The organism is Agrobacterium rosae (genome assembly GCF_002915175.1).
GTDB classification, from domain to species: Bacteria; Pseudomonadota; Alphaproteobacteria; order Rhizobiales; family Rhizobiaceae; genus Agrobacterium; species Agrobacterium rosae.
Genome location: NZ_NXEJ01000001.1, coordinates 231,616 through 249,769, shown reverse-complemented (window position 1 = coordinate 249,769; position 18,154 = coordinate 231,616). Strand labels below are relative to the sequence as shown.

Sequence of the window (18,154 nt, the reverse complement as noted above, 5' to 3'; positions counted from 1 at the left end):
GCCGTGGCGCGCGACAAACGGCTGCTGATCGACCGGCGCACCTTTATCAAAGCGGCGGGATTGCCGTTTCTGGCGTCGCTTGCGCCGCGTTCGCTTTACGCGCTGGAGCAGACGGATGCCGTTTTCGCCTCGGCCTTCCGCGACCGTGACGGTTCATACGGTGTGGCGACGGTGAGCGAGGCGGGCGAGATCATCGACCGGTTGGTTCTGCCTGCCCGCGCCCATGGCATGGCGACCAGCCGCGCCACCGGTGTGACGGTTGCGTTTGCGCGTCGGCCTGGCACCTTCTTCATGGCATTTGATCCGGCCAGACGGCGCGAGCCCATCGTCATGCACACGCCGGAGAACCGGCATTTCTATGGACATGGCCAGTTTTCGCCCGACGGATCGATCCTTTACGCCAGCGAAAACGACTTCGACCGCAATCGCGGCGTGATCGGTCTTTATGATGCCCGCGATGGCTTCAGGCGCATCGGCGAATATGATGCGCGCGGCATCGGCACGCATGACATGACAGTGAGCGACGATGGGCGAATGATCATCATCGCCAATGGTGGCATCGAGACCCACCCGGATTTCGGGCGCACAAAACTGAACATCGACACGATGGAGCCTTCGCTGGTGCTACTGGATGCGGCGACGGGACGGCTGATCCAGCGGCATGGGCTTGCGAAAGATTTGCGCCAGCTCTCCACCCGCCATGTCGATCTGGGCAGCGACGGGCGCATCTGGTTTGCCTGCCAGTATGAGGGACCGCGCAACGCCATGCCGCCGCTAGTGGGGCATTTTTCCAAGGGCGACGATCTGCGTTTCATTGATCTGCCGGAGGAAACGACGGCGCGGTTGGCCAATTATGTCGGCGCTATCGCCGTCAACCGCCGAGATGGTATCATCGGCCTGACGTCGCCCAACGGCAATGCGACGGTGATGCTGGATGAGAAAAGCGGTAGGGTTGTCAAAGAGACGATGCTTCGCGAGGCGGCGGGCGTTGCAGCCGCCGCGAAGGGCATTGTCACCTCGTCCTATGACGGGCAATTCGCGGCCAAAACCAGCGCTGTGGCGTGGGACCAGCACATTGTTAGACTTGCCGGCTAAATTATTGAAATAGCGCTGGAACCAAAGCATCTTCTGCGCCTTTCATGTCACATGAAAAAAGCGCTGGTCTATCTCATTTTCGTCTTCGCCGTCGTTACCATCGGCGCGCTCATCGGTATGAACAATGTGCCGGGCGAATGGTATCAGACGCTCAACAAACCGTTCTTCAACCCGCCCAACTGGATTTTCGGGCCGGTCTGGACCGCACTTTACGTTATGATCGCCATTGCCGGTGCGCGCACTTGGCTGCAAAGCCGCATGGGCGGGCGCATGCAGCTATGGGGCAGCCAGATGCTGCTGAATTTCCTGTGGTCGCCTATCTTCTTCACCATGCAAAGCCCCACTGGCGCGCTTATTCTCATCGTGCCGATGCTGATTTGCGTGATCGCCTTCATCATCATGACGTCTACGCGCGACCGCATTTCGATGTGGCTTTTCGTACCCTATGCGGTGTGGGTGGCCTTTGCCACGCTGCTCAACGCCAGCATCGTTTATCTCAATTAGCAGATGCACTCCCCTTGCCATGTGGCGATGCACGCGCCATGTCTTGTCAAAGAGCAAGGAAAGGCAGGGGAATGGATTTCACCGATCCCGGCGATTATCGCCAGCGGATAGAGAAGAGCTTCGCACGTCAGGGCGTCGTGCAGGCGATCAAGGCCGAAATTTCACGCATCGAGCACCGGCTGGTGGAAATCGAGCTGCCGTTTCACCCCAAACTCACCCAGCAGCATGGGATACTCCATGCCGGCGTCATTGCCGCCGCGCTGGATACGGCCTGCACATACGCTGCCTATACCATCATCGAGCCGGATGCGTCTGTCTTGACCATCGAGTTCAAGGTCAACCTGATGTCGCCCGGGCGGGGCGAACGGTTTCTGTTTCGTGGTGAAATTACCAAGCCGGGCAGCAACATCATCGTGGCAGACGGTCGCGCCTATGCAGTGTCCGATTCCGGACCGGCAAAACTGATTGCTTCCATGACGGCGACGATGATGGCGATGAAGGGCCGGGAAGATTTCAATGAGCTCTGAAATGGTAGATGTTGCTGGCAAGCGCCTGCTGTTCGTGATGGCGGCGGATGCTGAATATGGCCCGCATCTGAAGGCACGTTTCAAGCCGTTGATGACAGGTGTCGGCCCGGTGGAAGCGGCGATTTCGCTGACCGCAGCGTTGAGCGCTCTCCACGCTGCCGATCAACTGCCCGATCTCGTCGTCTCGCTTGGTTCTGCGGGATCGCGCGTGCTGGAGCAGGCAGAGGTTTATCAAGCCACCTCTGTGTCCTATCGCGACATGGATGCCTCTGCCTTCGGTTTCGAAAAAGGCTGCACACCGTTTCTTGATCTTCCCGCCGAAATCGCCCTGCCGCTGCGCATTTCCGGCGTGGCCCAGGCGCGGCTTTCCACCGGTGCCAATGTCGTGTCCGGCGTAGCCTATGAAGGGGTGGATGCTGAAATGGTGGAGATGGAAACATTTGCCATTTTGCGCGCCTGCCAACGTTTCGATATTCCGCTTATCGGTTTGCGCGGCATCTCCGATGGAAAGGCGGATGTGAGCCATATTTCCGACTGGACGGAGTATCTGCATGTCATCGACGAGAAGCTGGCAGATGCGGTGGACAGGCTGTGCCGCGCCATAGAAGATGGCAGCATTTCGCTCTAAATCTCTTGCGCAATCGCTTATTTTCTGGCTTTTCAGGCCATGTCACGGGTTGCCTAAAGCCCCGGATTTCTTTAAAGGCTCGCCATGACCCAGATAGCCCATCCCGACAGCATCCTCATCATCGATTTCGGCAGCCAGGTGACGCAGCTTATTGCGCGCCGTGTTCGCGAAGCCGGAGTCTACTGCGAAATCCACCCGTTCCAGAATGCGGCGGAAGCGTTTGAGACATTGAAGCCGAAGGGCGTGATTTTCTCTGGCGGCCCGGCATCTGTCACGGCAGAGGGAAGCCCACGCGCACCACAAGCGGTGTTTGATTCCGGTATTCCGATCCTCGGCATTTGCTACGGCCAGCAGACGCTGTGCACCCAGCTGGGCGGAACCGTTGAAGGCGGGCATGCGGCGGAATTCGGTCGCGCCGATATCGAGATCAAGAAGGCGAGCCCGCTGTTTGACGGCTTCTGGGAACTGGGCGGACGCTACCCCGTGTGGATGAGCCATGGCGACCGCGTCACGCAATTGCCGCACGGTTTCGAAGTGGCGGCGACGTCCGAGAATGCGCCCTTTGCCATCGCCGTCAATGAAGAGCGTCGTTATTACACCACGATGTTCCACCCGGAAGTGATGCACACGCCTGACGGTGCCAAGCTTCTGTCCAACTTCGTGCACAAGATCGTCGGCCTGAAATCCGACTGGACGATGGCGGCCTACCGCGCCGAGATGATCCGCAAGATCCGCGAGCAGGTGGGCACCGAGCGCGTGCTCTGCGCACTGTCTGGTGGCGTCGATTCCTCCGTTGCGGCCATCCTCATCCATGAAGCGATTGGCGACCAGCTGACTTGCGTTTACGTCGATCACGGCATGATGCGTCTGGCCGAGAGCGAGCAGGTCGTCAGCATGTTCCGCGACCATTACAACATTCCGCTGGTGCATGTAGAGGCGTCCGATCTGTTCCTGACGGAACTGGCTGGCGTTTCCGACCCTGAGGTGAAGCGCAAGACCATCGGTCGCCTGTTTATCGAGACATTTGAAGCCGAAGCAGCCAAGATCGCCTCGGATGGCAAGGGTTCTCCAGCGTTTCTGGCGCAGGGTACGCTTTACCCTGACGTCATCGAAAGCGTGTCCTTCTCCGGGGGCCCATCCGTCACCATCAAGAGCCACCACAATGTCGGCGGTCTTCCAGAGCGCATGAACATGAAGCTGGTGGAGCCGCTGCGCGAGTTGTTCAAGGACGAAGTGCGCGCACTTGGCCGCGAACTTGGCCTGCCCGAAAGCTTCATCGGCCGCCACCCCTTCCCCGGCCCGGGTCTTGCCATCCGTTGCCCCGGTGTTGTGACGCGTGAAAAGCTGGACATTCTGCGCAAGGCAGACGCCGTCTATCTGGATGAAATCCGCAAGGCCGGTCTCTACGACACCATCTGGCAGGCCTTTGCCGTGCTGCTGCCGGTGCAGACCGTGGGCGTCATGGGCGACTACCGCACCTACGACTTCGTCTGCGCCCTGCGCGCCGTGACCTCCGTCGATGGCATGACGGCGGATTTCTACCCCTACGACATGAACTTTCTGGGCCGTGCGGCAACCCGCATCATCAACGAAGTCAAGGGCATCAACCGCGTGGTCTATGACGTGACGAGCAAGCCGCCTGGCACGATCGAGTGGGAATAACAAAAGGCGGGGTTCTTTCCCCGCTTATTTGTTCTTATTTTGTTCTTTTTATTTGAATTGATTGATGGTAGCTTTCTGGCCTTGGCATGAGGCCAGGGAGCATCATCATGGGTGATAGTGCAGCGTCAGCGGACCAACCGCGGCAACTGTCTTTTGACTGGCTCGCGCCTGCTACGATGCGGGGCCATAATCGGCAGAAACTCAGCAAATTGTTGCTGATGACAAAACCGCCCAGCGCTCTTTCTGAGACAATTTTCAACGACGCTCAGATACATGCTTTGGGCCGGACGACGCGGAGTGCGTATCCCGCCGAACTTCTGCATGTCAGCTTGCTCTGTATTGGGGCATTCCAAACCCGCCCCGACAGGTTGATTGCACGCCTTAAAACGGTGCTACAGGACTTCTCAGCGCACCCAATCCCCATGACTATGGACACGGCGGCTCACTTCGGAAATCGCAAGAGTCTCGCTTTGAAGAGTGCGTCGGTGATTCCTGAGATGACGTGCCTCACACAGATGCTGCAAACGAGGTTGCGCTCGCGCAATCTGCCCCACATATGCCAAAGCACTTTCACGCCGCATATGACAATCATTTATGGATGTGGAGAGATAGAACCGATGCGTGTATCGCACGCATATTGCTGGACTGTGAGCGACTTTGAACTCGTCTTCAGTCACTATGGCGAGACGCTACATGAACAATGCGGGCGGTGGCGCTTACAGGCTGATCGCAATCACTACCGAGCCATCGGTGAACAGATGAAATTCCCGCAGTGGCAATAATCTAGGATAAAACTGAGATATGTGGGTTTTACGTCCACACACAGGACGATAGGGCGACATGCCAAGCACTAATTCAGCTAAGCAACTACGACGCAAAAGGCGTATTCCGCCTCATGCCAAGGCGAGGCCATCATGCCTCGCCAGCGACAATTCAAGATTAGAGCTGAACCTTGTCGAAAGCCTTGCGGTCGATGCCGAGGGCGTCGAGGTCAGCGCCGGCTGGCTTGCGGTGGGAACGGACAGCGGCGGAAACTGCAAGAGCCGCACCGAAAACGGCAAAGGTTTCGCCAAAGAATTTACGGGATGTCTTAGCAACGTTACGCATGTGGGTCTCTCCTTCGTGTTGCCCAGAATATGAGCATTCGAGGGCTTTTGCACAACTCATGATATGGCAGACAAGCCATGCAGCTTAGCTCGAACTCGTTTGGATGACAGATCATGCAAATTTGCATAGGTTGATGGCAATTGAATGCGGCTGATATTTTGCTATTCATTGGGAGGGCATGAAAAGGCTGATGATATGACGATTACGATTTACGGCATCAAGAACTGCGACACGATGAAGAAGGCCCGCAACTGGCTGGACGCTGAAGGCATCGATTACGCGTTTCATGACTACAAAAGCGCCGGGATCGATGCGGCCCATCTCAATGCCTGGTGCGATGCCGCCGGTTGGGAAACGGTGCTGAACCGCGCTGGCACGACTTTCAAGAAGTTGGATGGGACCGAGAAGACAGACCTGACGCGCGCGAAGGCGATTGCGCTGATGTCGGCGCAGCCATCGATGATCAAGCGTCCGGTTCTGGAAGCCAATGGCAAGGTTACCGTTGGCTTTAAGCCGGACACCTATGCGGCGCTGTTCTGTTAGGCGAAACCCATGTCGAAGACGACGCGCGCGACGCAGGTGCTGACCAAGGCCGGTATTTCCCTCACCACCGTGACCTATGAATACGATCCGAATGCCGAACGCATCGGTCTTCAGGCGGCGGAGGCCATCGGGGCTGAGCCGCATCTGGTGCTGAAAACCTTGATGGCAGAGGTAGATGGCAAAGCGGTCTGCGTTGTCGTGCCTTCCGACCATGAGGTCAGCATGAAGAAGCTGGCAGCGGCCTTTGGTGGCAAATCTGCGCAGATGATGAAGCCTGCCGATGCCGAACGCGCCACCGGTTACCATGTCGGTGGCATCAGCCCTTTTGGCCAGAAAAAGCAGGTGCCGACAGCCATCGAGATCCAGTCGATGGGCCATGATCTCGTCTATATGAATGGCGGGCAACGGGGATTGCAGGTGCGCCTTTCGCCCAGGGATGCGCAGTCAGTTTTGAAAGCCATCGCGGCACCGCTGGTGAGCGAATAGCAGAAAGCCGGTTGGCTTTCGCCGCGAATGGGCTATGTTTTGCGCCTCGCAATATAGACGTGAAGGCGCATCATGACAGTTTCTCCCATCGATCCCGTCAAACTCGAAAAACTGGCCGAAGTTGCCGTCAAGGTCGGGCTGCAATTGCAGAAGGATCAGGATCTGGTCATCACCGCGCCGCTGGCAGCCCTGCCGCTGGTGCGGTTTCTGACCAAGCATGCCTATATGGCGGGCAGTGGCCTGGTGACGACCTTCTATTCCGACGAAGAGACGACGCTTGCGCGTTACGCCCATGCCAGCGACGCCAATTTCGACAAGGCTTCCGGCTGGCTCTATGAGGGCATGGCGAAAGCCTATGCCAATGGCGCCGCCCGTCTAGCGATTTCCGGCGACAACCCCATGCTGCTAGCCGATGCTGACCCGGCCAAGGTGGCGCGCGCCAACAAGGCCAATTCCATGGCCTATAAGCCGGCGCTGGAGAAGATTTCCAACTTCGACATCAACTGGAACATCATCTCATACCCCAACCCTTCCTGGGCCAAACAGGTGTTTCCCGGCATTCCTGAAGACGAGGCCGTGAAGAAGCTGGCGGATGCGATTTTCGCCGCGTCCCGCGTCGATCTGGCCGACCCGGTTGCCGCTTGGGCGGAGCACAATGCCAATCTGGCCAAGCGCTCCAAGTGGCTGAATGGCGAGCGTTTCGCCGCGCTGCATTTCACCGGCCCCGGCACGGATGTGACCATTGGTCTGGCAGACAGCCATGAATGGCACGGCGGTGCGTCGATGGCCAAGAACGGCGTGACCTGCAACCCGAACATTCCAACCGAAGAGGTCTTCACCACGCCGCATGCGCTGCGGGTGGATGGCTACGTCTCCAGCACCAAGCCGCTGTCGCATCAGGGCACGCTGATCGACAACATCCAGGTCAAGTTCGAAGGCGGCCGCATCGTGGAGGCCAAGGCTTCCAGGGGCGAAGCGGTGCTGAATAAGGTGCTGGATACGGATGAAGGCGCGCGGCGTCTGGGCGAAGTGGCGCTGGTGCCGCATTCCTCCCCCATCTCGGCAAGCGGCATTCTGTTTTACAACACGCTGTTCGATGAAAACGCGTCCTGCCACATTGCGCTGGGACAGTGCTATTCCAAGTGCTTCCTCGATGGCGCCTCGCTCAGCCAAGACCAGATCAAGGCACAGGGTGGCAATTCCAGCCTTATCCACATCGACTGGATGATCGGCTCCGACAAGGTCGATATCGACGGTGTCAGAGCCGATGGCTCGAAGGTGCCTGTGATGCGCAAGGGCGAGTGGGCCTGATAAGCATTATCGTGGGGCCTGGCTTTTCTGACTGAGCCAGACGCTGAACAGCACCATGATAAAACCGGCAATCTGCGCCGGCGCAAGGTTTTGACCGAGCGCCAGCCAGCCCAGAAGTGTGGCGGTGACGGGGCTCAGAAACCCGAGCGATGCCGCCACGGAGGGTTCGATGCGGGCCAGTCCGCGGAACCACAGGAGATAGGTGAAGGCCGCACCGATCAGCCCGAGATAGGCCATGCCCAGCACATTCTGACTCGTGAGAGTTGGCAAAGTAGGCTCCAGAAAGAGCGCCACCGGCACCAGCAGCAGCCCGCCCGCCGTCAGTTGCCACGCCGTAAAGGTGAGGTTGGAAACCGGCGGCTGCCAGCGGCGTGTCAGCACCGTTCCGAAAGCCATGGAAACCGCGCCTGCAAGGGCGGCTGCAATGCCAACGGGATCGAGCGCGGCATGCGGTGTCAGCACCAGAAGCGCCACGCCCGCCATGCCGATCAGGCCTGCGATGATGGTGGGTGCGCGAATATCTCTTCCCAGAAACAGCCGCGATAGCGCAATGACGATCAGCGGCTGCACAGCACCGACGGTAGCGGCCACGCCGCCGGGCAAGCGATAGGCCGAAACAAACAGCATGGCCCAGAAGAAGGCGAAGTTCAGCGCACCGAGAATAAAGGCGCGGCCCCACCATATGCCGAAAGGCAGTTTGCGCACCAGAAGCAGCAGCAACAGACCGGCAGGCAATGCCCGTAGCATGGCGACATGCATGGGATAACCCTGTGGCAGAAACGATGTGGTGACGATGTAGGTGCTGCCCCAGATAGCCGGAGCAATGCCCGTCATGACGACATCGGCAATGTAATTCGTATTTTTCTTCATTTCAAGAATCTCTATGTCAAGATAAATTCAGGATAGGCGTTTTTATCTTGACGTCAAGATACTTGATGATATCTCTTTCCCATGAGTGAAAAACCCGTAGATGATCACGTCGATAGAATTCTGGCGCAATGGGCAAAGGAGCGCCCGGACCTCGATGTCGAACCCATGGGCATCATGGGCCGCCTGCACCGGCTGTCCACCCATCTCGGGCGTGAGGTGGAGGCCGTTCTCCTGCAACATGGCCTGTCATCTTCCGCCTTCGACGTGCTGGCAACCTTGCGCCGGGCGGGCGAACCCTACCGCCTCTCCCCCGGTGAGCTGCTGGCCATGACCATGGTCAGCTCCGGCACCATGACCAACCGCATCGATCAGCTGGAAAAGGCTGGCTTGGTGGAGCGCATCGACAATCCAGAAGACCGGCGCAGTGTGCTGATTGCTCTGACGGACAAGGGGTTTGCCACGGTGGACGAGGCGGTGACGGCCCATGTGGCGAACCAGCATCGGCTGATGGCCGCGGTGAGTGAGGATGACAGGCGGGAGTTCAACCGGTTGCTCAAGGTGTTTCTGGCGGATTTGGAGTGAGCGCTTCCCCTCCTCCGTCACCCGCACTTGATGCGGGGTCTAGCTGCGCTACGTCTGAAGCGCAAAGACTCTCTTTCCGCGCAGACGCGCGACAACTGGATTCCGGCTCAAGGCCGGAATGACGGAAGAGAGATGTTTTTAGAACAAACTGCCCTGATCCACGGGGTCTGACGGGGTCGTTTTCACCGTCTTCTTCTTGGGCGCTGGCGTCAGCGTCTCGGCGGGTTGGACATCCGCACCACCGGCAACGGCCGAAACGCGGCCATCGGCAAACTCCATCGATACCACAGCACCTAAGGCAACGGCTGCGGCGCGGGTCAGTGGGCGGTTGTCTTCATCGCGGATGACGGCGTAACCGCGTTTCAGCACGTTCTTGTAGGACAACGACTGCAAAATGCGATCATGGGCGGCGATGCCAGCCCGGTTTTGCGACATGCGGTGCAGAACGGCGGTATCGGTGCGGCGCGTGGCGCTGGCCACCCTTTCCTTCTGGCGTTCCAGCTGGCCGAGCAACCGGGCTGGCAGTGCGCGCAGAGACGAGTCCGACGATGAGACGCGCGATTGCGCTTGCAACAGGCGGCGCTCAACTAGGCTTTCGGCGCGCTGCATGCGCTCCTGAATGCGCTGGCGTTGCTGTTTGAGGCCATGGGCCAGCACATCCGGGCGAAGGCCCGACGCGGTACGCTCGAAGCTGCGGCGTTTGTTGAGTGTATTCAATTCCAGCCCGCGACCGAGGCCACTGGCCGCTTCATCGAAACGGCGACGCGGCAGGGCGAGAAGCTGATCCAGCGAGGGAAGCGCGCGCACGAGCGCGCGCACGCCCTGGCGGCGATTGTCCATCTGGCGGGACATGGAGCCGGAGAGACGGGCGGAGAGACCTGCAAGCTGGGCTTCCAGATCGGCCTTGACAGGCACGGCCATTTCGGCGGCACCCGTGGGGGTGGGCGCGCGTACATCGGCGGCATGGTCGATGAGTGTCGTATCGGTTTCGTGGCCGACAGCCGATATTAGCGGTATCGCACTCTCGGCAGCAGCGCGCACGACGATTTCGTCGTTAAAACTCCACAGATCTTCCAGACTGCCGCCGCCGCGCGCAACGATTAGCACATCGGGACGCGGAATGACCCCGCCAATCTCCAGCGCATTGAAGCCCCTGATGGCATTGGCGACTTCTTCGCCGGAACCTTCACCCTGCACTTTGACCGGCCAGACCAGCACATGCACGGGGAAACGATCTGAAATGCGGTGCAGAATATCGCGGATGACCGCGCCGGTTGGCGAGGTGACGACGCCGATGACCCTCGGCATATAGGGTAGACGGCGCTTGCGCGTCTGATCGAACAGACCTTCGGCGGCCAGCTTGCGGCGGCGCTCTTCCAGCAGCGCCATCAGTGCACCGGCACCGGCTGGCTCCAGGCTTTCGATGACGATCTGGTATTTGGATGAACCGGGGAAGGTGGTGATCTTACCGGTGGCGATGACCTCCATACCCTCTTCCGGGCGGAATTTCAGCTTGGAAAAGCTGCCCTTCCAGATGACGGCATCGATGCGGGCGCGGTCGTCTTTCAGTGAAAAGTAGGCGTGGCCCGATGTGTGCTGGCCGCGATAACCGGAGATTTCGCCACGTACGCGCACCTGATCAAAAGCGGTCTCCACCGTGCGCTTGATAGAGCCGGAAAGCTCCGAAACCGAAAATTCGGCAAGGTTGGTGAGTGGCTGGCTGAAAATATCGCTCATGCCCGTTTCTACCCCATGGCCCGCGATTCGCAAATCGGCTTCATGACGCAGAGTTGACAATTTCCTGACGATTAAATTTCACAAAATTGCAACAATCTGCTAGTTTGGCGGTTGAACGTGCATATACGGAGGAGAAATACGGGTCTTTGAGGATGACGGTGCCTTTCCTCAGGCCCTCTGGAGGAGGAGCGGCATCATGGTATTTATTCTCGGAATTTCACTCGGCGTAGCTGCGCTTGCTTTGCGCTCTGTTACGGCTGTCGCAGCCACGGGCATCCTGATTGCAGTCGTTTTTGCTGCTGCGGCGTTGGTGTCAGCATCTGGTGTACACGTACTGTCACTTCTGATTGCGCTTGCAGGCTATAATGTCGGCATTGCGGGCATTTTTGGTGCGATGGTGGCAGTTAGAGGATTGCGCACCGCTTAATCGGTAGCGGCGTTGCACGTTTACGATAAAGTACCGTTTCGAATGTCTTGAAACGGAACATCGACCCGTGAATTTGCCCGTATTTATCCTGATCAACGCCGCTTTCATTGTACTGGACGGTTTTGTCACGCTTGGGATCTCGATTGGTTCCAATCTTGACATCGTGGTCGTCCGTTTGTTGAGCGTCGCGATCATGCTCCCCTGTCTTACCTATACTCTCAATCGCCTACAAAGAGCTGCTCCTAGCGGCGGCGTTTTGTTGATCGTGCTCAGTGGCGTCAGCACATGTGCCAGCTTTGGCATTTTCGCGCTGATCATCACCCGAAACCCGTTCGTGCAATGGCCGATGGCATTTCTCGCGGCGTCATGTGGCGGCCTCGCTCTTGCCGTTGCGGGCTACATCAGAGCAAGAAAAAAGGTGGGCAGGCCGCTCTAGAACGTTTCCCAGCCATCCTTTTCAGCAGCACGGTAGATCGCATCGATAAAGCGCTGGCTGTTCTTCGAGCTTTCCAGGGAAACGACCTCGCCCTTACCGCCGCTTGCCGCAGTGGCGAAAGCTTCGATCTCCCTGCGATACTGGCGGCTATCCTGAAAGCGGAAGATTTGTGACTGGCCGTGGTTCTGGTTGGTAAGTTCGACTTCTTCGGCACCCCAGCGGTCGGCATTGAAGGGTGACTTGACTTCGATGTAACCCTCGGTGCCGTGCAGGACCATGAGCTGGCGGCCCGCAAGCTGGGTGGAAATGTAGAAGCTGAGTTCGAAATCTCCGAAATCCGCCTTCACGCTGGCATAGATATCGGTACCGAATTCCGGGTCACGCTCGACCACGGCCTGAACGCGCTTCGGCTCTTTACCGGTGGCAAAACGCGTGGTGATTGTGGGATAAACGCCGATATCGGGAAGCGCGCCGCCGCCGAGTTCGGGAATATTGCGCATATTGCCGGGATCGCGGTTGAAATAGGTGAAAGAGCCTTGCACGTGCTTCAGTGTGCCGATGGAACCGGAGGCCAGCAACTCGCGCACCTTCAGCCACACCGGGGCATAGGTCACCATATAGGCCTCGGAGATGAGAACCTTGTTGTGGTCTCGCGCGGCAATCAGGCTATCGATCTCATCGGCCTTTAAGGCAATTGGCTTTTCGCACAGTACATGCTTGCCAGCATTGGCGGCCTTGATGGACCACTCCACATGCTGGGCGGTGGGCAGCGGGATGTAGACTGCGTCGATGACATCAGAGGCCAGCATCTCTTCGTAGGAGCCGAAGGCATGCGGCACGGAAAAACGGTCTGCGAGCTGCCGCGCCTTGGAGAAATCTCGGCTGGCGATAGCGGTGACGACGGCGTTTTCGGCATCCTGAATGGCGGGGATGACGAGCTCCCGGCCGATTTTCGCCGTCGATAGAATTCCAAAACGCAACATGCCTGCCTCCACTATGATGGGCGGCACCTTAGCATGACAGGGACGACAAGCAACCGCTCGAAAAGCCAGCCCTGATTCAGACATGTGATGGCCGGAAATGTCCTCTATTCGGCGCGAACTGGACTTTCGGCTTTATGTTTAAGGGAGCAGAGTGTATTCATCAGAAATTGGAGATACCGAAAATGTCCCATCTACACACAGCACTGCTGGTTATCGATGTGCAGGAATCCTTTCGGCAGGCACCCTATTTCGATGAGAGCGGCCTGCCTGCCTATCTCGCCGCCCAGCAAAAGCTGATTGATGGCGCAGACGCAGCGGGTATTCCCGTCATTCAGATATTCCATGTCGATGGCGACCGGGCCTTTGCCGAGGAGAGCGGTTTCATCCGCGCACTGGACGGCATTCGCATTGAGCCCGCCGTGACCTTTCGCAAGAACCGCCATTCGGCGTTTATCGGAACGGGTCTCGATGTGTGGTTGACCAAGCACGGCATCAACCGGCTGATCGTTTCCGGTATTCGCACCGAGCAGTGCTGCGAAACCACCACGCGGCAGGGATCAGATCTGGGCTATACGGTCGATTTCGTCACCGAGGCGACACTGACTTTTCCGATGACGCATGCATCCGGCAAGGTCTTCTCGGTAGAGGATATCGCGACACGCACGGAACTGGTGCTCGCCGGTCGCTTCGCGCGCATCGTGACGGTAGACGAAGCGTTGCAGGCACGGAAAGAGGCCGCATGATGATGACTGGCGGCACATCGACCAAGATCATTCCGGTTTTCGTGGTGCTGCCGCCGCAAACGCTGTTGCTGGATGTCGCGGGGCCGCTGGAGGTCTTGCGTTATGCCAACCAGCAACAAGACCAAATCCGCTTCGATTGCAAATATATTGCAGCGAGCGACACACAGACGACAACGATAGGTCTTTCGCTGGCCGGGCTAGAAGCCTTGCCAGATGCCCTGCCCGACAATGCCATGTTGGTTATTTCCGGTGGCTCTCTGGCGGAAACAAAGCAAGGCCGATCTGAACGGCGCATTCTCGCGGACTGGCTGCGCAAAAAAGTGCGGGACGATACCACAATCGTCTCTATCTGCTCCGGCGCACTGATTGCCGCCGAGGCCGGCGTCTTCGATGGTCACCACTGCACCACTCACGCCGATTGCATGGGTGAATTGCGGCGGCTCGCGCCCTTAGCGCAGGTGTTGGACAACCGACTGTTCGTGGAAGATGGCCGCCGCTTTTCCAGCGCTGGCATTTCCACCGGCATTGATCTTTTGCTGCACATCGTGTCGTCTCTCACCAGTCCGGTGATTGCCGCGCGCATAGCCCAGATCATGGTCATCTATATCAGGCGCACAGCGAATGATCCGCAGATTTCGCCCTGGCTTTCCGGCCGCAACCACATTCACCCATCCGTCCACAAGGCACAGGACGCCATCGTAGCCGATCCCGCCGCCGAATGGTCACTCGGGCTGCTTGCCAAAACAGCAGGCTTGAGTGAGCGGCATCTCTCCCGGCTGTTTCGTGAACACACCGGCGTCAGCGTGGTGGATTATATCAACCTGATGCGCGTCAACCTCGCCCGCGATATTCTGGCTCATTCCCGGCTTGATATGGAAGCGGTGGCTGAGAGGTCAGGCTTCGCCTCTGCGCGTCATCTTCGCCGTGTATGGCAGCAACATCATGAAGAGCCGCCAAGTTTTTACCGAACCCTTTCCTCCTGAATGTCGTTTCCATCACGCAAGCAGGGGTCCAGCCATCAAGGAAATTCAATGGTTATGGCTCCATCCGCTTGCTACTGTTGCGAAACATCAGAAAAACAAAGGGAGTATCATCCGTGGAGAAACGCGCGCTTGGCCGAACCGGCCTTTCCATCGCCCCGATCGTCTTTGGCGGCAATGTCTTCGGCTGGACTGCGGATGAGAACACCTCCTTCCAGCTGCTGGATGCCTTCTTCGATGCAGGCTTCAACACCATCGACACGGCGGATGTGTATTCCGCATGGGTTGATGGCCATCAGGGCGGTGAGTCGGAAGCCATCATCGGAAAATGGCTGAAACGCGGAAGCGTGGCCCGCGACAAGGCTATTATCGTTTCCAAGGTTGGCTATGACAAAGGCCTCAAGGCCGAGCGGATCGCCGAAGCAGTCGAGGCATCGCTGCGCCGTCTGCAGACCGATTACATCGACCTTTATCTCGCCCATAAGCCTGACGCGGAGACGCCAATCGAGGAAACGCTGGGCGCGTTCACCAAGCTGAAGGAGCAAGGCAAGGTGCGCGCCATCGGCTGCTCCAATTATGACGCGCCCGAGCTACAAGAAGCGCTCGATGTCTCCGCGAAAACCGGGTTGGCGCGTTTCGATGTCGTGCAGCCGGAATATAATCTCTACACACGCGAGCGGTTCGAAGGCCCACTTGCCGAGCTGACGGCAAAAGAAGACATCGGCGTCATCAACTATTACAGCCTTGCCGCCGGGTTCCTGACCGGCAAATATCGCAGCAAGGCGGATACGGAAGGTGTTGCGCGTTCCTACCGCGTTGGCGATTACGTCAATACGCGTGGTCTGGCCATTCTGGGTGCCATGGATACGATTGCTGCCGAAACCGGGGCAAAGCTGGCCGATATCGCGCTCGCTTGGCTGCTGCGCAAAAAGGCCGTGACCGCACCGATCGCCAGCGCCACCAGCCTCTCACAGCTGGAAAGCTTCAAGCGCGCAACGGAACTGAAGCTGACTGACGAGATGGTGGTTCTTCTGGATAAGGCTGGCGCGTAAATGGATCTCAGCATTCGTGATGCCAGCAGTCAGGACCAAGCCGAGTGGCTTGGTCTGTGGAGCGACTACCTCGCCTTCTACAATGTCGATCTTGCCGACGAGGTGACCGCCCACACATGGGAACGCATTATCGACCCCGCATCGCGCGTATCTGCGCGCCTTGCGGTGCTCCACGGACAGGTGGTTGGCTTTGCCATCCACCACTTCCATGACAGTACTTGGGTGAAGACACCGGATTGCTATCTGGAAGACCTGTTCATCAACGCCAATATTCGTGGCAAAGGCATAGGCCGCGCGCTGATCGATGACCTGATATCAATCTGCAAGGACAAGGGCTGGTCACGGCTTTACTGGCACACCAATGAGGACAATGCGCAGGCTCGCAAGCTCTATGACAGCTATGTTCGAAGCGACGGCCACATTCGCTACCGGATCAAGTTCTGATGCGGAAGAAATCCACGAAAGCCCTCAGCGCCGGTCGCATCTGTCGGCGCGAGGGATAATAGATGTAAAAGCCATCGAAGGGTGCACACCAGTCTTCCAGCACCTGCACCAGCCGCCCCTCTTTAACATCGCTCTCGATGCGCTGCTCAAAGACAAAAGCCAGACCCGCGCCATCGATTGCCGCAGCACGAATGAGGCTTTGATCGGAAAGGATTAGCGGCCCCTGCACATCGACAACCAGCGGCTTGCCATCCTTCTCCAGTTCCCAGCGATAGATCAAACCGCTCGAAAACCGGCGGCGAATGCAGCGATGCTGCATGAGATCGCGCGGATGCTGCGGTAACGGGTGCTTCTCGAAATATTCAGGTGAGCCGACGATCGCACCGCGCCATGCGGCGCTGGCGCGAACCGCAATCATATCCGCTTCCAGATTTTCACCCAGCCGCAAACCGGCGTCGAAGCCTTTGGCAACAATATCCTCGAAGCGGTCATTGGTGGAAATCTCGAGTGAAATATTCGGGTAGCGCGCAAGAAACTCGCCTAGCCGTGGCACGACGATGTCTTCCGCCGCAAGGCGTGGCATGGTGATGCGCAGTGGCCCGGCGGGGCGACCACCATGTTCGGCCAGCGCGCCGATAACCGCATCGATATCGGCGAGTGCTGGCGCCAGCGTTTCCAGCAAGCGCCTGCCCTCTTCCGTTGGCGAGACGCTGCGGGTGGTGCGGTGAAGCAGGCGCAAGCCGAGGCTGAGTTCCAGCGAAGACACGGCGTGACTGACGGCAGAGGGTGCAATGCCAAGCTCCGCTGCCGCCTTGCGAAAGCTGCGGCCTTCTGCAACGGCAGCCAAAACGGCCAATTGGGAAAGTTGCACACGGTTCATTGTTCTAAATGATAGAACAAGCCAACATGAATTGCAGCGATTATTTTCGCCGTCTTGCCAGGCTATCTTGACCTCATGCCCGTAGCGACGGGCGGTTCCTTTATGGAAGGCAGACAGATGCAAAACAGAATTCTCGGAAACAACCTCTCCGTTTCAGCGCTTGGCCTCGGCTGCATGGGCATGAGCCACGCTTACAGCCCATCCGCAGACGAAAGCGCCTCCATCGCAACACTGCACCGCGCTGTCGAACTTGGCGTGACCTTCTTCGATACCGCAGAGGTCTATGGCCCCTTCACCAATGAAGTTCTCGTCGGCAAAGGCCTGAAGCCCTATCGCGACAGGGTCACCATCGCCACGAAATTCGGCTTCAAGATCGATGCCACCAAGCCAGCGGGGCAAATGATGGTGGGCACTGACAGCAGACCGGAAAATGTCCGCGCGGTGGCCGATGTCTCTCTCAAGCGTCTGGGCATCGATGTCATCGATCTCTTCTACCAGCACCGGGTTGATCCGAACGTGCCGATCGAAGAAACGGTCGGTGCCATGGCCGAACTGGTGCAGGCAGGCAAAATCCGTCATCTCGGCCTGTCCGAAGCCAATGCAGAAACGATCCGCAAGGCGCATGCCACCCACCCCATCGCGGCACTTCAGAGCGAATATTCGCTGTGGACCCGCGATGTCGAGACCAACGGCGTGCTCGACACCTGCCGCGAACTCGGCATCGGCTTCGTGCCCTTCAGCCCGCTGGGCCGTGGCGTGCTGACCGGCGCCCTGAAGAAACTCGACGGCCTCTCCGAAACCGACTTCCGCCGCTCCCTGCCCCGTTTCCAAGCGGAAAACTTCGACGCCAATCTGGCGCTCATCACGTTACTTGAAGAGATGGCTGCGGAAAAAGGCGTGACAGCCGGGCAACTGGCGTTGGCCTGGGTGCTGGCCCAGGGCGATTTCATCGTCCCTATTCCCGGCACAACGAAGATCGCCAATCTGGAGAAGAACGTCGCAGCGGCGGATGTTGCGCTGAGTGCGGAGGAGGCTGCGAAGCTGGGTGAGTTGCTGTCTCCGGCGAAGGTTGCCGGTGGGCGTTACCCAGAGCAGATGGCGGCTATGGCGAACCGTTAAAAACAAAAGGCCGAGGACATCTCCTCGGCCTTCTTTAT

General features: G+C 58.4%; 22 protein-coding genes. 17 read left to right on the top strand and 5 right to left on the bottom strand.

Features of this window, described 5'->3' with window-relative positions; all coding sequences use genetic code 11:
• The first annotated feature begins 3 nt into the window (after positions 1-3).
• The 6 genes from CPJ18_RS01280 (at position 4) to CPJ18_RS01255 (ending at position 5,198) form a co-directional block, all read left to right on the top strand.
• The gene (locus tag CPJ18_RS01280) at positions 4-1,095 is read left to right on the top strand and encodes a DUF1513 domain-containing protein (protein WP_103656685.1); all 1,092 of its coding nucleotides are present in this window, start codon (positions 4-6) and stop codon (positions 1,093-1,095) included.
• Positions 1,096-1,146: 51 nt separating this feature from the next.
• Positions 1,147-1,599 (top strand): TspO/MBR family protein, encoded by a 453-nt coding sequence (locus CPJ18_RS01275; RefSeq protein WP_103585154.1) that lies wholly within the window; start codon positions 1,147-1,149, stop codon positions 1,597-1,599.
• A gap of 71 nt (positions 1,600-1,670) precedes the next feature.
• Complete coding sequence (locus CPJ18_RS01270) at positions 1,671-2,126, top strand: PaaI family thioesterase (protein ID WP_077119568.1); 456 nt, start codon at positions 1,671-1,673, stop codon at positions 2,124-2,126.
• The gene (locus CPJ18_RS01265) at positions 2,116-2,754 is read left to right on the top strand and encodes a 5'-methylthioadenosine/S-adenosylhomocysteine nucleosidase (protein ID WP_103656684.1); all 639 of its coding nucleotides are present in this window, start codon (positions 2,116-2,118) and stop codon (positions 2,752-2,754) included. Before CPJ18_RS01270 ends, CPJ18_RS01265 begins: the two co-directional genes overlap by 11 nt.
• An 84-nt stretch (positions 2,755-2,838) precedes the next feature.
• Positions 2,839-4,416 carry a glutamine-hydrolyzing GMP synthase gene (gene guaA, locus CPJ18_RS01260; RefSeq protein WP_103656683.1) on the top strand — a complete coding sequence of 526 codons (1,578 nt, stop codon included), beginning with the start codon at positions 2,839-2,841 and terminating at the stop codon, positions 4,414-4,416.
• Positions 4,417-4,523: 107 nt separating this feature from the next.
• Complete coding sequence (locus CPJ18_RS01255) at positions 4,524-5,198, top strand: 2'-5' RNA ligase family protein (protein WP_167397805.1); 675 nt, start codon at positions 4,524-4,526, stop codon at positions 5,196-5,198.
• 157 nt (positions 5,199-5,355) lie between these two features.
• Here the strand turns inward: CPJ18_RS01255 and CPJ18_RS26705 are convergent, their stop codons facing one another.
• Complete coding sequence (locus tag CPJ18_RS26705) at positions 5,356-5,523, bottom strand: hypothetical protein (RefSeq protein ID WP_164470680.1); 168 nt, start codon at positions 5,521-5,523, stop codon at positions 5,356-5,358.
• 195 nt (positions 5,524-5,718) lie between these two features.
• Here CPJ18_RS26705 and CPJ18_RS01250 point away from each other — a divergent pair, with 195 nt between their 5' ends.
• From CPJ18_RS01250 to CPJ18_RS01240, 3 genes are all read left to right on the top strand, one after another.
• Entirely contained in the window at positions 5,719-6,066 is a 348-nt protein-coding gene (locus tag CPJ18_RS01250; protein ID WP_103656927.1) for an ArsC family reductase, read from the top strand.
• A 9-nt stretch (positions 6,067-6,075) separates the two neighbouring features.
• A complete protein-coding gene (gene ybaK, locus CPJ18_RS01245) occupies positions 6,076-6,552 on the top strand; it encodes a Cys-tRNA(Pro) deacylase (RefSeq protein ID WP_103656681.1) in 477 nt (158 codons plus the stop codon).
• A gap of 72 nt (positions 6,553-6,624) precedes the next feature.
• The gene (locus CPJ18_RS01240; protein ID WP_103656680.1) at positions 6,625-7,863 is read left to right on the top strand and encodes an aminopeptidase; all 1,239 of its coding nucleotides are present in this window, start codon (positions 6,625-6,627) and stop codon (positions 7,861-7,863) included.
• A 6-nt stretch (positions 7,864-7,869) separates the two neighbouring features.
• On the opposite strand, the gene CPJ18_RS01235 is transcribed toward CPJ18_RS01240, so the two are convergent.
• Positions 7,870-8,733, bottom strand: a complete 864-nt coding sequence (locus tag CPJ18_RS01235; RefSeq protein WP_103656679.1) for an EamA family transporter — start codon at positions 8,731-8,733, stop codon at positions 7,870-7,872.
• Positions 8,734-8,814: 81 nt separating this feature from the next.
• Between CPJ18_RS01235 and CPJ18_RS01230 the strand changes: the two genes are divergently transcribed.
• Positions 8,815-9,315: a MarR family winged helix-turn-helix transcriptional regulator gene (locus CPJ18_RS01230; protein WP_103656678.1), complete on the top strand. Its 501-nt coding sequence runs from the start codon at positions 8,815-8,817 to the stop codon at positions 9,313-9,315.
• 138 nt (positions 9,316-9,453) lie between these two features.
• Here the strand turns inward: CPJ18_RS01230 and xseA are convergent, their stop codons facing one another.
• Positions 9,454-11,052: an exodeoxyribonuclease VII large subunit gene (xseA, locus tag CPJ18_RS01225; RefSeq protein ID WP_103656677.1), complete on the bottom strand. Its 1,599-nt coding sequence runs from the start codon at positions 11,050-11,052 to the stop codon at positions 9,454-9,456.
• A 196-nt stretch (positions 11,053-11,248) separates the two neighbouring features.
• On the opposite strand from xseA, the gene CPJ18_RS01220 reads away from it, so the two are divergent.
• Both CPJ18_RS01220 and CPJ18_RS01215 read left to right on the top strand, forming a co-directional pair.
• Positions 11,249-11,479: a hypothetical protein gene (locus tag CPJ18_RS01220; protein WP_103656676.1), complete on the top strand. Its 231-nt coding sequence runs from the start codon at positions 11,249-11,251 to the stop codon at positions 11,477-11,479.
• A gap of 67 nt (positions 11,480-11,546) precedes the next feature.
• The gene (locus CPJ18_RS01215; protein ID WP_103656675.1) at positions 11,547-11,915 is read left to right on the top strand and encodes a hypothetical protein; all 369 of its coding nucleotides are present in this window, start codon (positions 11,547-11,549) and stop codon (positions 11,913-11,915) included.
• On the opposite strand, the gene CPJ18_RS01210 is transcribed toward CPJ18_RS01215, so the two are convergent.
• Entirely contained in the window at positions 11,912-12,898 is a 987-nt protein-coding gene (locus tag CPJ18_RS01210) for a Gfo/Idh/MocA family protein (protein ID WP_103656926.1), read from the bottom strand. The two genes, CPJ18_RS01215 and CPJ18_RS01210, sit on opposite strands and share 4 nt — an antisense overlap.
• 182 nt (positions 12,899-13,080) lie before the next feature.
• Between CPJ18_RS01210 and CPJ18_RS01205 the strand changes: the two genes are divergently transcribed.
• The 4 genes from CPJ18_RS01205 (at position 13,081) to CPJ18_RS01190 (ending at position 16,117) form a co-directional block, all read left to right on the top strand.
• Complete coding sequence (locus CPJ18_RS01205; protein WP_103656674.1) at positions 13,081-13,641, top strand: cysteine hydrolase family protein; 561 nt, start codon at positions 13,081-13,083, stop codon at positions 13,639-13,641.
• A complete protein-coding gene (locus CPJ18_RS01200) occupies positions 13,641-14,624 on the top strand; it encodes a GlxA family transcriptional regulator (protein ID WP_103656925.1) in 984 nt (327 codons plus the stop codon). Before CPJ18_RS01205 ends, CPJ18_RS01200 begins: the two co-directional genes overlap by 1 nt.
• A 113-nt stretch (positions 14,625-14,737) precedes the next feature.
• The gene (locus CPJ18_RS01195; RefSeq protein WP_103656673.1) at positions 14,738-15,673 is read left to right on the top strand and encodes an aldo/keto reductase; all 936 of its coding nucleotides are present in this window, start codon (positions 14,738-14,740) and stop codon (positions 15,671-15,673) included.
• Positions 15,674-16,117: a GNAT family N-acetyltransferase gene (locus CPJ18_RS01190; protein ID WP_103656672.1), complete on the top strand. Its 444-nt coding sequence runs from the start codon at positions 15,674-15,676 to the stop codon at positions 16,115-16,117.
• Here the strand turns inward: CPJ18_RS01190 and CPJ18_RS01185 are convergent.
• Positions 16,107-16,997, bottom strand: coding sequence for a LysR family transcriptional regulator (locus CPJ18_RS01185; protein WP_103656671.1), 891 nt, complete (start codon positions 16,995-16,997; stop codon positions 16,107-16,109). The genes CPJ18_RS01190 and CPJ18_RS01185 overlap by 11 nt on opposite strands.
• Before the next feature lie 117 nt (positions 16,998-17,114).
• Here CPJ18_RS01185 and CPJ18_RS01180 point away from each other — a divergent pair, with 117 nt between their 5' ends.
• Positions 17,115-18,116 (top strand): aldo/keto reductase, encoded by a 1,002-nt coding sequence (locus tag CPJ18_RS01180; RefSeq protein ID WP_103656924.1) that lies wholly within the window; start codon positions 17,115-17,117, stop codon positions 18,114-18,116.
• Positions 18,117-18,154 lie beyond the last annotated feature (38 nt).